The organism is Arthrobacter sp. TJ-170 (assembly GCF_058269305.1).
The window spans coordinates 17,368-30,563 of sequence record NZ_JBZCNL010000008.1 but is presented as its reverse complement, the minus strand read 5'-3'; the positions used below and the strand labels follow the sequence as shown (position 1 = coordinate 30,563).

At 64.0% G+C, this 13,196-nt stretch carries 15 protein-coding genes and 1 tRNA gene; 14 read left to right on the top strand and 2 right to left on the bottom strand.

The window, feature by feature from the left end; genetic code table 11:
- Positions 1-3 precede the first annotated feature (3 nt).
- From proB to AC4D1W_RS14235, 11 genes are all read left to right on the top strand, one after another.
- Entirely contained in the window at positions 4-1,152 is a 1,149-nt protein-coding gene (gene proB, locus AC4D1W_RS14285; protein ID WP_490892350.1) for a glutamate 5-kinase, read from the top strand.
- A 42-nt stretch (positions 1,153-1,194) separates the two neighbouring features.
- Positions 1,195-2,532 (top strand): glutamate-5-semialdehyde dehydrogenase, encoded by a 1,338-nt coding sequence (locus AC4D1W_RS14280; RefSeq protein ID WP_490899167.1) that lies wholly within the window; start codon positions 1,195-1,197, stop codon positions 2,530-2,532.
- Positions 2,533-2,682: 150 nt separating this feature from the next.
- Positions 2,683-2,922, top strand: coding sequence for a hypothetical protein (locus tag AC4D1W_RS14275; RefSeq protein ID WP_490892348.1), 240 nt, complete (start codon positions 2,683-2,685; stop codon positions 2,920-2,922).
- Between the two features lie 56 nt (positions 2,923-2,978).
- Entirely contained in the window at positions 2,979-3,623 is a 645-nt protein-coding gene (nadD, locus tag AC4D1W_RS14270; protein ID WP_490892479.1) for a nicotinate-nucleotide adenylyltransferase, read from the top strand.
- Positions 3,624-3,722: 99 nt separating this feature from the next.
- Complete coding sequence (locus AC4D1W_RS14265; protein ID WP_490899166.1) at positions 3,723-4,685, top strand: hypothetical protein; 963 nt, start codon at positions 3,723-3,725, stop codon at positions 4,683-4,685.
- Between the two features lie 25 nt (positions 4,686-4,710).
- Complete coding sequence (rsfS, locus tag AC4D1W_RS14260) at positions 4,711-5,148, top strand: ribosome silencing factor (RefSeq protein ID WP_490892346.1); 438 nt, start codon at positions 4,711-4,713, stop codon at positions 5,146-5,148.
- Entirely contained in the window at positions 5,145-5,846 is a 702-nt protein-coding gene (locus tag AC4D1W_RS14255; protein WP_490892345.1) for a histidine phosphatase family protein, read from the top strand. The genes rsfS and AC4D1W_RS14255 overlap by 4 nt, the downstream gene beginning before the upstream one ends.
- A 91-nt stretch (positions 5,847-5,937) precedes the next feature.
- Positions 5,938-6,013 (top strand) — tRNA-Ala (locus tag AC4D1W_RS14250).
- A 177-nt stretch (positions 6,014-6,190) separates the two neighbouring features.
- On the top strand, positions 6,191-6,622 hold the full coding sequence (locus tag AC4D1W_RS14245) for a hypothetical protein (RefSeq protein WP_490899165.1): 432 nt from the start codon (positions 6,191-6,193) through the stop codon (positions 6,620-6,622).
- Between the two features lie 28 nt (positions 6,623-6,650).
- On the top strand, positions 6,651-6,935 hold the full coding sequence (locus AC4D1W_RS14240; protein WP_490892343.1) for a hypothetical protein: 285 nt from the start codon (positions 6,651-6,653) through the stop codon (positions 6,933-6,935).
- Between the two features lie 115 nt (positions 6,936-7,050).
- Positions 7,051-8,253, top strand: coding sequence for a MalY/PatB family protein (locus AC4D1W_RS14235; protein ID WP_490899164.1), 1,203 nt, complete (start codon positions 7,051-7,053; stop codon positions 8,251-8,253).
- On the opposite strand, the gene AC4D1W_RS14230 is transcribed toward AC4D1W_RS14235, so the two are convergent.
- Complete coding sequence (locus AC4D1W_RS14230) at positions 8,250-9,179, bottom strand: 5'-3' exonuclease (RefSeq protein WP_490892341.1); 930 nt, start codon at positions 9,177-9,179, stop codon at positions 8,250-8,252. The two genes, AC4D1W_RS14235 and AC4D1W_RS14230, sit on opposite strands and share 4 nt — an antisense overlap.
- A 111-nt stretch (positions 9,180-9,290) precedes the next feature.
- On the opposite strand from AC4D1W_RS14230, the gene AC4D1W_RS14225 reads away from it, so the two are divergent.
- Both AC4D1W_RS14225 and AC4D1W_RS14220 read left to right on the top strand, forming a co-directional pair.
- The gene (locus tag AC4D1W_RS14225; protein WP_490899163.1) at positions 9,291-9,512 is read left to right on the top strand and encodes a hypothetical protein; all 222 of its coding nucleotides are present in this window, start codon (positions 9,291-9,293) and stop codon (positions 9,510-9,512) included.
- A gap of 80 nt (positions 9,513-9,592) precedes the next feature.
- Complete coding sequence (locus AC4D1W_RS14220; protein ID WP_490899162.1) at positions 9,593-10,801, top strand: App1 family protein phosphatidate phosphatase; 1,209 nt, start codon at positions 9,593-9,595, stop codon at positions 10,799-10,801.
- Here AC4D1W_RS14220 and AC4D1W_RS14215 read toward each other — a convergent pair.
- Positions 10,798-11,910 carry an FUSC family protein gene (locus AC4D1W_RS14215; RefSeq protein WP_490892338.1) on the bottom strand — a complete coding sequence of 371 codons (1,113 nt, stop codon included), beginning with the start codon at positions 11,908-11,910 and terminating at the stop codon, positions 10,798-10,800. The two genes, AC4D1W_RS14220 and AC4D1W_RS14215, sit on opposite strands and share 4 nt — an antisense overlap.
- Before the next feature lie 339 nt (positions 11,911-12,249).
- Here AC4D1W_RS14215 and AC4D1W_RS14210 point away from each other — a divergent pair, with 339 nt between their 5' ends.
- Positions 12,250-13,194 (top strand): methylenetetrahydrofolate reductase, encoded by a 945-nt coding sequence (locus tag AC4D1W_RS14210; protein WP_490899161.1) that lies wholly within the window; start codon positions 12,250-12,252, stop codon positions 13,192-13,194.
- The last annotated feature ends 2 nt before the right edge of the window (positions 13,195-13,196 follow it).

Sequence of the window (13,196 nt, the reverse complement as noted above, 5' to 3'; positions counted from 1 at the left end):
TAGATGACCGTAAAGCGCCCACTCAAGACCCGTTCCGGACTGGCGAAAGCCAAGAGAATTGTTGTCAAGGTAGGTTCGTCCTCTCTCACGTCACTCTCCGGAGGACTCTCCGACGAAGCGCTATTCGCTCTATCCGATGTGCTGGCTGCCCGCCACAACGAAGGCACCGAGGTCATCCTCGTTTCTTCCGGCGCGATCGCAGCCGGCCTGGCTCCGCTGGGCCTTGCGCGGCGGCCCAACCAGCTCTCGTCCCAGCAGGCAGCTGCCAGCGTGGGACAGGGGCTGCTTATGGCCCGCTACACCCACGCGTTCGGTGCTCACGGCGTCACGGTCAGCCAGGTTCTGCTAACCCTCGATGACCTGATGCGGCGAAGCCACTACGCAAATGCCCACCGTGCAATGGAACGGCTGCTGAACTTCGGTGTGGTCCCGATTGTCAACGAGAACGACACGGTAGCCAGCTCCGAAATCCGCTTCGGCGACAATGACCGCCTCGCCGCCCTGGTGGCGCACCTGGTGAAGGCCGACGCGCTCGTCCTGCTCTCCGACGTCGACTCCCTGTACGACGGTCCGCCCAAGGCGGGAGCAAAGCGCATCCCGGAAGTCCGCGGACCCGAGGACCTTGAGGGCGTGAGCATCGGCCGGACGGGGAAGGCCGGCGTCGGAACCGGCGGCATGGTTACGAAAGTTGAAGCCGCGACCATCGCTGCTTCCTCCGGCATTCCCGCTCTGGTCACTTCTACGGAGAACGCGCGACGCGCCCTCGCGGGTGAGGACGTCGGCACCTGGTTCACCACGAACGGCCGCCGCCAGCCGATCCGTCTGCTGTGGCTGGCTCATCTGGCCCGCATTCAGGGCACGCTGACTCTCGACGACGGCGCGGCGAAGGCTGTGGGGCAGCGGCGGCGTTCGCTCCTGCCGGCAGGGATCGTGTCAGTCGGCGGCGAGTTCGAGGCCGGCGACCCGGTCGAGATGGTGGACCGCGCAGGCACGGTGATCGCCCGGGGGCTCGTGAACTACAGCTCATTCGAACTGCCCCGGATGCTGGGCAGGTCCACCGGCGAGCTCTCAAGGGAGCTCGGCCGCGAATACGAGCGCTCGGTGGTTCACGTCAATGACCTGGTGGTCCTGAACGCCGTCACCTCTGACTGACCCCGGCTGGGGTTGTGTGGACGCCCTCGTTAGACTGGAGGGATGACTGACGTGACTACACAGCAGACTGCCCACCAGACCACCACCGACCCTGCAGACGGCGAGCAGCCGGCCACACCGGTGAACGTCGAGCAGGCTGTGCACGCCATCGCGGACCGTGCCCGCACCGCCTCCCGGATCATTGCCCGGGCCAATCGCTCCCATAAAGACAAGGCGCTCGTGGCGATCGGCGAGGCACTGGTTGCCAAACAGGCCGTGATCCTGCGTGCCAACCAGCAGGACCTCGAGGCCGGGCGCGCCAACGGCACGTCCAAGGCGCTGCTGGACCGGCTCAGCCTGAGCGAAGAGCGCATCGCCGGGCTGGCTGAAGCGCTCGAGAACCTTGCGGGGCTGCCCGATCCGGTGGGAACGGTAGAACGGGGCCAGACGCTGCCCAACGGCGTCCGCCTCCGGCAAGTGCACGTCCCCCTCGGCGTGGTCGCGGCCATCTATGAGGCGCGTCCCAACGTCACGGTGGACATCGCCGGCCTCGCGCTCAAGAGCGGCAACGCCGTCATCCTCCGCGGGGGAAGCGCAGCCGCGCATACCAATGCCGCGCTGCTTGGCATCATCCGCGACTCCCTCGACCGCACTGGTTTGCCGGCCGACGCCGTACAGACCGTCGACGAGTTCGGCCGCGAGGGAGCCAACGTCCTGATGAAGGCCCGCGGCCGGGTGGATGTCCTCATTCCCCGCGGCGGCCACGACCTCATCCAGACCGTCGTCAAGAATGCCGCGGTGCCCGTCATCGAGACCGGCGAGGGCAACGTCCATATCTACCTCGACGAGAGCGCGGACGAGGAGATGGCTGTTGACATCCTGCTCAATGCGAAGACCCAGCGGCCCAGCGTGTGCAACACGGTTGAAACCCTTCTTGTCCACAGAGAGGCCAAGGCAGCCCCCGCCGTCCTGGAAGCACTGTCCCGGGCCGGCGTCCGGATCCACGCGGACAGCCGGGTCCAGGCCATCCTTCCGGAGGGCGTCACGGCGGAGCCGGCGAACGACGACGACTGGGCACGTGAGTACATGGACCTGGATATTGCGGTGGCCATGGTGGACACGGTGGACGAAGCCCTGGAACACATCAGGACCTGGAGCACCGGTCACACTGAAGCAATCATCACCAATAATTTGGCACGATCCGAACAGTTCATCGCCGGTGTGGATTCAGCCGCGGTCATTGTGAACGCCTCCACCCGCTTCACGGACGGCGGCGAACTGGGCCTGGGTGCGGAGGTGGGTATCTCCACGCAGAAGATGCACGCGCGCGGCCCGATGGGTCTGCGCGAACTCACCACCACGAAGTGGATCATCCAGGGCGACGGGCAAATTCGGCGGTAAGTCGCTGACGGGCGGCTCGGGCGCGCTGCGCCTGACGCGCAGTTCGAGCGGTATGCCGTTAGCGCGTAGGATAGTACGGAAACTGTACTGAATTACGCCTCGATCCGTGCCCGGCCGGCGTGCGGACACCTCGTTCCCAAGGGGAGAAGAATGCTGACCCAGATCCTCAACGTTGCAGTGGTTGCAGGCGAAGCTGCTGAACACCACGCTGAGCTCCCTATGCCTGCCATTGCGTACGGTGCCCTCATCATGGGAGCACTGCTGGTGCTGATGTTCGCCACCATCGCGTTCACCAGTTTGGGGCACCGCCATGAGGCGGTTCCGGAGCACGCGGATCCGCATCGTCAGCACCCGAACAAGCACGATCACGGCGAAGCTTCCCGGCTCTGATCTCCTTGAGCGCTCCTCCCAAGTCCATTACCGAGCAGGGGATTCACCTGAGCGCTTTGAGCTCCGGCGGTTCAGCCCGCTGGCGTCTGGGGGTGATGGGTGGAACTTTCGATCCGATCCACCACGGTCACCTCGTTGCGGCCAGTGAGGTAGCCGCGGCGTTCGATCTGGACGAAGTGGTGTTTGTCCCTACCGGCCAGCCGTGGCAGAAGAACGTCAAGGAAGTCAGCCCGGCTGAGCACCGCTACCTCATGACCGTGGTGGCCACGGCATCGAATCCGCGGTTCACGGTGAGCAGGGTGGATATCGACCGTCCGGGCCCGACTTACACGATCGACACCCTCCGCGACTTGCACGCAACCCGTCCGGAGGCGGAGCTGTTCTTCATCACCGGCGCGGACGCCATGGCGCAGATCCTGTCATGGAAGAACGTTGATGAGCTGTGGTCGCTTGCACATTTTGTCGGGGTCACGAGGCCGGGGCATGAACTGAGTACCCAGCGCAAGGACGTCAGCCTGATGGAGGTGCCGGCGATGGCGATCTCCTCGACGGACTGCCGGCGGCGGGTGTCCGATGATGAACCGGTCTGGTATCTCGTTCCGGATGGGGTTGTGCAGTACATCGCCAAGCATGGGCTCTACCGGAAGGGCAGGCCCAACACGGGAACGCCGGTCCAACCTGAAGTGTCCACAACAACATGACAACCACTGGGTGAAGAAGTAATGAGTAACGGTCACGAGTCCGCACAGAGCCGGAGGTCACTCCGGCACGCGCGCGCGACTTCTGGCGCGGATCATCAAATGCCGTCCCTTGAAGGGTCCGAGGCTTCCATAGGGTCCGGACACCAACCGCTTGCGAGACTCACCAAACCGGCGGTCGCCAGCCTTGAGCCTGCGCCGACCCGCGAGCGGCGCAGCCGGCGGGCGGCCGATGCACCGTTGGACGCGCCGTCGTCGGCTGCTTCAACGGAACGTGTGTCGCAGGTCCGTGCCCGCGACCGGGAGATGCTCCGCAACTATCGTGCGCTGGCGGACCAGCCGGCTGAGCTGCCCTCCAGCGTTCCAACTCGGCGGCAGCTTCGTCTTCAGCAGCAGGCCGCCCGGGAAAAGGCGCTGCAGAACGAAGGTGCAGTGACACCCGACCATGACGGCCAGGCAGAGACTGCCCATCGAGGCGAGATGACGGTGGAGCAGGCGCTGGCAGCCCGTGAAGCAATCATCAACCAGGCGAAGAATCAGGTCGCGGTGATGGAAGCAGCCGCCAAGGAAGACCCCTTCTCGGTGGACCTGGATATCCTTGCCCAGCAGAAGGCGCTTGCCGAGCGGGCAGCCGTGCTCAATACACGTGCGCAGAAGATTCAGCAGCTCACGCAGGAAAACCGTCAGCGCAAGCCGCTACTCAATGACCCGACGACGGCGCACAACCTTTCGATCGTCTCACCGGTGGAGTTCATTCGCCCCCTGGAGGAGAGCCCGGACGCTGCGGCGCCGTCAACCTCCCATATTCCTGTCGTGACCAAGACGCCGCCCGCCTCGAGCAGCCCTTCGCAGGGTCCATCGGCGCCTGCAGTGGCGCTCCAGCGGGCGGCGTCCGACGGCGTTACCCCCATCCGTGCGCGCAGCGCCCACGGACTGGATCCCCTTGACGCCATGACCGCGGGCCTGGCTCGCGTTCAGCGCACGCGGATAGTGCAGTATTCGGTAGTTGGTTTGGGCGCACTCGCGCTCATTACCGGAATCATGATGATTGTCAGCGGCGTTTAGCCGCTGACCACACCCTAGGAGATTAGTGAGCGCATCGGAATCGTCCATTGCGATTGCCCGCACCGCAGCACGTGCGGCAACGGACAAGATTGCACAGGACATCGTGGCCATGGATGTCAGTGAACGCCTCGCGATCACTGATGTCTTCCTCGTGGCCTCGGCCCCCAGCGAAAGGCAAGTCAACGCGATTGTCGACGGCATTGAGGAAGAACTCTCCAAGCAGGATCTGAAGCCCGTTCGGCGCGAGGGCCGGAGCGAAGGCCGTTGGGTGCTGCTTGACTACGCAGAGGTGGTCATCCACGTCCAGCACCAGGAGGACCGCGTCTTCTACGCCCTGGAGCGGTTGTGGGGCGACTGCCCCAAGGTGGATCTCCAGTTGGAGGACGGCGCAAACCCTGCGGCCCCCGGCAATGGGTCTGCTGACGCGGCAGCTGCCGACACAGCGCCTGCCGACGCCGAGTGAGTCCACGCGCCGTCGACAGCGCGGCGGGTGACTCCGCGCCGGAGGGCCGCAGGATCGTATTCTGGCGGCACGGGCGGACCGAGTGGAATGCGCGCGGCCTGTTCCAGGGCCAGGAAGACATTGCCCTCGACGATCTCGGAAGGCAACAGGCCACGCAGGCTGCTTACGAGTTGAAGCACCTGTGGCCGTCGCTCATTGTCTCGTCGGACCTTGAGCGGGCGCGGGAAACCGCTGCCGCGCTGTGCGTAGCCACCGGGGTCACCCCCGGCACTGACGCGCGGTTCCGGGAGACCTACGCCGGCCGCTGGCAGGGTCTTGCCTTCGCCGAGATCGGCCGCAGGTTCCCGGAAGACCAGCAGGCCTGGCATGAGGGCGATCCTCGCGTCACCGCCGGCGGGGGAGAGAGCCGGCTTCAGGTGGGGGAGCGAATGAAAGCTGGAACGCTTGACGCGGTTGCCGAACTGCGGCCGGGCCAGACCCTCGTGGTGGTCAGCCATGGTGGAGCCATTCGAGCCGGGGTTGCCGCTCTGATGGGCATTCCGCCGGAGCTGTGGGGGTCACTGGCGGGCGTGGCGAACTGTCACTGGTCGGTGCTCGAAGAGCTGAATCCGTCCTCGTCGCCGGTGCCGCTGAGATGGCAATTAACCGAGCACAACGTCGGTTTGGCGTCCATGCCGTCCACCCCGTTGGAGGGCTGAAGCGGCCTAACCGCGCCGATTTTGCGGGGGCCGGAAAATTGTCTAAACTGGACAAGTTGCTTCGGCCGGTCAGGGCGGGGCAAGCGAGTTTGGGGCTGTGGCGCAGCTGGTAGCGCACCTGCATGGCATGCAGGGGGTCAGGGGTTCGAGTCCCCTCAGCTCCACCAAATAATCCGCTGGAACAAAGGGAAGCAGCCCGGTTTCAGCGGATTTTTTTCGCCCAGAAACCCTGAGCTTGGGTAACAGTTGCACAACCAGGCCTTCTCAAAGTGCTTCGAGGGGTGACATAACGGCGTCGAGGCGTGCAGAGTGATAGGACGCGATGTTGTAGATGGGGGACTGCAATGACGAACACCACTTTGCTGCCTGCCCGGGGAGATGGCGCCAGCGCAGTCAGTCGCTGGATGCAGCAGGAAGCCGGAAGCCGGCCAGCCTTCGACTCTATTGACGAGGCGTACAACGCCGTTGACGCGGTGCTCGAGTGTGAGGACAACCCAGCGGGCGATCCAATCGTTCCCATGGGAGATGGCGTCCCTCTGACCTCTGAGCAAAGACTGTGCTCCGAAAACGTCCAGGTGGACCTCTACTCGGACGAGGAGTCGCTACAGCAGAGCTTCGACATCTGGGCCGACTCGCACCAGGGCGAAGTGCACCTCGTCCGCGGTCGTAACTGGTTGGTGGTCGACGTCACCGACGTCGCTAATGGTGAACCGACAACCTGGGACCTGGAGCATCTGGCCGAGGAACTCGACGGCCAGTATGCGGTGGTTGGATAAGGCGGGGGATCACATGGAAGCGTCGAGCATGTCCAGGAAGACAATGCGGGTTGGAATCGCACTTGGGATGATAGCGGTGCTCCTAGTCGTCTTCAGCCGGCAAATCGTTGGGAACTTCGGCACCACGACGCTTGTCGACGGTACGATCCTGGCCGTCATGGTAACGATCATTCACCAATTCCTAATCGCCGCGTTCGTGGCGTTCTCCGCCGCGCTGGTGGCTGCATCGCTCGTTATGCGTCACACCGAGTCGATGATGGAAGAGATGGCGGGGGTTCGTGGTGCGACAACGAGCAGCCGGCCCGACGCCTAACTCCGCAGATGTCATGATGCTTTTCACAGCGGGGTTCGAGTCCACTCAGCTCCACCAAAATCTCAATATCAAGTGCCTCGCCTCACGGCGGGGCATTTTTGTTTAGATTGACCTCATGAACCCGCTCACCGAACTCACCCTGGAACAGCTGCAACAACGGACGAGCATCAAGTGGCGACAATACCCGGCCGATGTTCTCCCACTGTGGGTCGCTGAGATGGACGTTCCACTGGCACCACCCATCCATGCCACGTTGCAGCAGGCGATAGACCGTGGTGACACCGGCTACCCGGCGGGGGATGACTACGCAGAGGCGTTCCGCGGCTTTGCGGCCGACCGTTGGGGCTGGGACGACGTCGGACTCCACCGGACGGCCCTCGTCCCCGACGTCATGATGGGCATTGTTGAGACGCTGCGGCTGATCACGAACCCGGGAGACGTGGTTGTGATTACTCCTCCCGTCTACGCACCGTTCTTCGCTTTCGTCACCCATGCCGACCGGACCATCTTCCAAGCGCCGCTTGGCGGCGATGACCGCCTGGACCTGGACGGCCTCGATCGCGCGTTCCAGCAGGCACGGGCCCGGTCGGAGCGCCCCGTGTTCCTGCTGAGCAACCCGCACAATCCCACCGGTGTGGTCCACACCCGGCAGGAGCTCGAAGAGCTCTCGGTCCTTGCCCGCCGTTACGGCGTACGGGTCATCTCGGATGAGATCCACGGGCCGCTCGTGCTCTCCGGCGCCCGCTTCACGCCCTACCTCAGCGTTGAGGGAAGCGATGACGCCTTTGTGCTGACTTCCGCCTCAAAGGCCTGGAACCTTGCAGGTCTGAAAGCGGCGCTCCTTGTCGCCGGACGGGCAGCGGCATCCGACCTCGCCCGGCTTCCGGAAGAAGTCAGTCACGGTCCAAGCCACCTCGGCGTCCTAGCACACGCGGCTGCCTTCCGGGAGGGAGGTTCCTGGCTTGACGCCCTGCTGGCCGGACTTGATGACAATCGCAATCTTCTCCACCGGTTGGTCGCCGAGCATCTCCCCGAGATATCGCTGCGACGCCCGGAAGGGACATATCTGGCGTGGCTCGACTTCCGTGCGCTGAACCTGGACGAGCCCTCATCAAGCGGTGATCCCGACGTCGTTCCCGAGGTTGCCGGACCGGCACGGTTTTTCCTCGATCACGCCCGCGTCGCCCTGAGTTCGGGGCATGTGTTCGGACATGGGGGAGCGGGCCACGCGCGGATCAACTACGCCACCCATCCCGAGATCCTTACCGAAGCCATCCAGCGCATGGGCCGTGCGCTCAGGGAACGGAGATCGGGCTAACCCCGGGCGGCATACGCCTTGAGCACACGGTCCGCCGCGCCACCGAGGTTCCATTCGGTGGCCAGTTTCTTCAGTGTCTCCTCCTGCCCGGCATCAAGCGGCTGGATCCGTGAGTCGAAAGTACCGAGGTCCAGGTCCAGGACCACGCCCACGACCGTAGGGGCGACAGCCAGATAATCGGCAGCAGCTGTCAGTTTCTGGCGTACCGACGCAGACATGGCGCTGGACGGATCCTTGCTTGCCTCGATGATCCCGTCAAGATCAATGAATTCCCTGAGCAGGCTGGCCGCTGTCTTGTCACCGATGCCGGAGACCCCGGGGAGTCCGTCGGAGGTGTCACCCCTCAGCGCGGCAAAGTCGGAGTACTGGCCGGGAAGTACACCGTACTTGCCTACCACCGTCACATCGGTCACCGCTTCTAGCTTGCTCATTCCCCTGGCGGTGTAGAGAACGCGAACGGCCGTGCCGTCGTCGACCAGCTGGAACAGATCCCGATCACCGGTCACGATATCCACTGGCGAGGTGGCCTGACTGGCAAGGCTGCCGATGACGTCATCCGCCTCGTGATCCGCCGCTCCAATGATCGGCAGGTTGAGCGCGGTAAGGACCTCGCGGATAAGGGGGAGTTGAGCAACCAGGCCCTCTGGCGTCTCCTCTACATCCGGGCCTCCCTGAACCTTCCTGGCCACCCGATGTTCCTTGTAGCTGGGGATGAGGTCTACCCGCCACGCGGGCCGCCAGTCATCGTCCCAACACGCCACGAGGTGCGTTGGCTCGTAGTCTGTCGCCAGGCGGGCGATCATGTCCAGCAACCCGCGGACGGCGTTGACCGGCATCCCACTGGGTGCTTTGAGGCTGTCGGGCAGCCCGTAGAAGGCACGGAAGTACAGGGACGGAGTATCCAGAAGCATCAGTCGTTCGGCCACCCTCCGATCTTTTCACGGGCGGAGCCCGGAAACGACGACGCCGGTACGAAACGAAGCGGCGATGTCACCTTCAGAAATAAATCCATTTGATCGACGAAAACCCTTGAAGCTTTGAGTAGACAGGTTCAGACTGGTCTCGGCAACCTGAAGACAATCGAAATGTGGGGAATCATGAGTGGACAGATGCGGTGCCGCCAGTGCCGGAGAACCTGGATCGTCGAGACCAAGACCGCAGAAACAGTCACCTCCCGGAACCACACCTTCCTCCATCCCGGCCACAAGACGGTGACCGTGTGGAAACCTGCCGAGCAGCACGCCGAAGCCACGGCCTAGGCCTTTTGCGTTAGCTATGATCGCGCGCCGGCATCCCACTGACCTGTGGCAACGCGGTTCGATCATGCAAGACTAAAGGCATGGCAACCGACCAGGCACCTTCCGAGCAGGCACCATCTGACGGAGCACCAGCCGAAGCACTCAGTGCACCTCCAGCTGACACGGCTCCGTCCGAGAACGTACAGTCCGCGCCTCCGCCGCTGCCGCCACACCAGGATGAGATCCGGGAGCGAACACATCTCGGCCTGAAGATCGGCGACACGTGGCACGCAGCGCAGACACGCATCGCACACCAGCGCGGCCGTGTCGAGACAATCATTCCTTACACCGGCTACGGAACCACCAAGTGGGTCCGGATCCTGGGACGGGTGGTTCTGTCCAACCCGCGGGACCTCAAGCCGCTCGAAGGCAAGGAGATGATGAAGCCCCTCAAGGAAGGGCTTCGTGGCTGGCGTAACTTCGTCAGTGCGCCGGTGCGCTACGCCGAGGTGACTTTGGAGTTCGACGGAACAAGCGCCGTCGTGCATGCGGACCGGGGCGGCGTGATCGACGTTCGTGTCGAAGCTTCGCTGGAGCCCGGTTGGCATACCATCCGGATCAAGTCCGGGGACTCCGTGGTGGCGGATGCTCCCGTTAGGGTCGTCGAGGACACCGTAACCTTCGGAGTTGTGTCCGACATCGACGACACCGTGATGGTGACAGCACTGCCACGGCCCTTCCTCGCGGCCTGGAACACATTCGTCCTGGACGAGCATGCGCGCACGCCCACTCCCGGCATGTCGGTTCTCATGGAGAGAATTGTCCGGAAGCATCCTTCAGCGCCGGTGCTGTACCTGTCCACCGGCGCCTGGAATGTGGCGCCTGCGCTGACCCGCTTCCTGTCGAGGAATCTCTACCCCGCCGGGCCCAAGCTGCTCACCGACTGGGGTCCAACCCGCGACCGCTGGTTCCGCAGCGGCCGGGAGCACAAGCGTTCCTCGCTGGAGCGGCTTGCCGAAGAATTCCCCTCCGTGAAGTGGCTGCTGATCGGCGACGACGGCCAGCATGACGAGGCAATCTATGCGGAGTTCGCACGGAACCATCCGGGAAACGTCCGGGCGATTGCCATCCGGCAGCTCTCCGCGAGCGAGGCAGTACTGGCCGGCGGTAGGTCCAAGGCCAATCCCTCCGGTTCCACACCCGGCATCCCGTGGATCTACGCGAGGGACGGTGCAGGCATGTCCGAGCAGTTGAGCGACATGGGAATCGTCGAAAGCGCCGTCCGGATTGACCCGGAGGACGAAGCCTAAACCAACCGGTCCTCGGGACTGTCGGCGGTGCCATCGTAGGTGGGTCCGGATTCAGAACGCACCGTCAGCAGGATCCGTCGCAGATCCATACCGAGCGCCGCCGTTGCCTGGACACGCCCTTCCGCTGCCTGCATGTTTATCTGCTGGAGGAGGTGTTCAACGGCCTCCTCAGCCTCTGTCATGGTGGAGCTTTCCGGATCCCACTCTTCGATGGCTGCGGCGGTGCGGGCGATCGCATCGCCGAGGGGCTGTACCAGGGCAGGGGGCAGGGGAGTGGACTCCGGGGTGTGCCAGATGACGCCGGCCAGCACCTCGGTCATGTCCTGAACGTAAAAGGCGATTCGCTCCATGGCCTGCAGCCAGTGATAGTCCGCAGCGAGGTCGCGCTTGTGGCGCCGCCGTCGTGGATTCCCACGCCTGCTGTTGTCCGCGAGCTGGACGGCGGACCGGACCTCTTGGCCGAGCCGGGACAGTTTGCTCTCGCGTTCCGCCCATTCCTCGTGTTCGGGCGGCCAGGACTCGTTGATTGCTTCGGCCATGTCGGAGAGCTGCTGGGCCAGCAGCGCACGAAAGTTCTGGAGACCGCGGACGGCGCCGTCGAGGTGCAGGGGCGGGAACACCAGCATGTTGACGAGAAGGCCGACGCTCACACCGACCAGCATCTGAATGAGATAGCTGAAGGAGTACTCCTGGGGGTCCTCGCCGCCTACCAACAGGACGAACAGCGAGGCGATCGGGATCCAGTCACGGCCCGCACCAAGTCTTGGCAGTCCGGCCGCAAGTACCCCGACGCCGACGACGATGGCTACGGACACTACGGAGACGTCACCGATGAGGATGATTGGGAACGCCAGTGCAAACCCCATCGCCAGGCCGATCAGGGTCTCGAATCCCTGACGGGCCGAGCCGGCCACCGTTGGGTACATGCAGGCCACCGCGCCGAGCGGGGCGTAGTACGGGTATTGGGCGGCGACTCCGGGCATCCGCAGCGCGATCCACCATGCGATGCCCGCGGCGAGGGCGGTCTTGATCGCCAGGAGCACCCTTTCATGGGTGAGCAACTGCCGGGCGCGGGTCCGTACCCCCGAGCCGGTAAGTGAACGTGGCATTTCATCAGTATGGCAACCGTTTATGAGAGTCTCGTGAGTGTACTCATGACGGGCGCGACGAAATGTTGCGTAGCCCCCTGCAACATTGTTGAAGGCCGGCTCGGCAGTGCCGTAACGTTCACGTCAAGTTACTTCCGTAACGGGTCAGCGACTCCCCTTTTGCAGGGAGTGTGGGTGCCCCCATGTGGGCCTGACATTTGTTTCGCAGGAGTTCCCTGCCGCGCGGCCGCGTGGTGTTTGGGTCTTGTCCTGCTTCCTTTCCTTATTTCATGCTGGTTGTGCCTGCTTTTAAGTGTTGTTTCGAGCGGCAACCGGATGTCCTAACGACCGAGGATACGAATGTCACCTCTATCAAAGTCCGTCCATACCGTGGGTCCGCCGGCTTGCGAACCGTACCCCGCCCTGTCCTATGAACTTTTCCCTCCCCGCAGCACCAGCGCAGCCGAAGCGCTCTGGCGCACAATCCGTGAACTTGAGCAGACCAGTCCCGATTATGTCTCGGTGACCTATGGCGCCTCCGGCTCCAACCGGGACACCGCCGTGGAACTGCTCTCCAGGCTTCTCGCCGAGACCTCACTGCGGCCTCTAGCCCACCTCACCTGTGTGGGAAACAGCCGCGAATACCTGACGGATCTCGTCGACGAGCTCATCACCCTCGGCGTCCGGGGCATTCTGGCACTCCGCGGGGACACCCCGAAAGATCCCACCGTAGGTCGGGGTGACCTGTCCTACGCCAGCGACCTGGTGAGCCTCATCCGTCAGGCCGAGCGCCGCAGGACGGCGCATCTATGCGCTGGCCGGCTTGCTGTGGGCGTCGCTGCATACGCCACCAGGCATCCGGAATCACCGAGCTTCGACCACGATATCGAGGCGCTGCTCGCCAAGCAGGCGGCAGGGGCTGATTTCGCAATCACACAGGTGTTTTTCCACTCCGACCACTTCAAGCGACTGGTGTCGGCCGCCCGTCGTGCCGGCGTCGAAATTCCCATCATCCCGGGCGTCATGCCCCTCACCAGTGTGCGACGGCTCAACCGCCTGAGCGAGCTTGCCGGCATCGAAATGGACTACCAGTTGCGTGACAAGCTGGCAGCCGCCGACGACGACGCCGCGCGCCGCCGCATCGGTGTCCAGGCCACGGTGGACCTCGCCAACGCAGCGCTCGACGCCGGAGCTCCGGGGATCCACCTGTACACCTTCAACGAGCACGCGGCAGCGCTTGACGTGCTCGAAAACCTTCAGCTTCGCCGACCCCCCGTTCCGGGTGGGCTCGGACGCACCGCTTAACA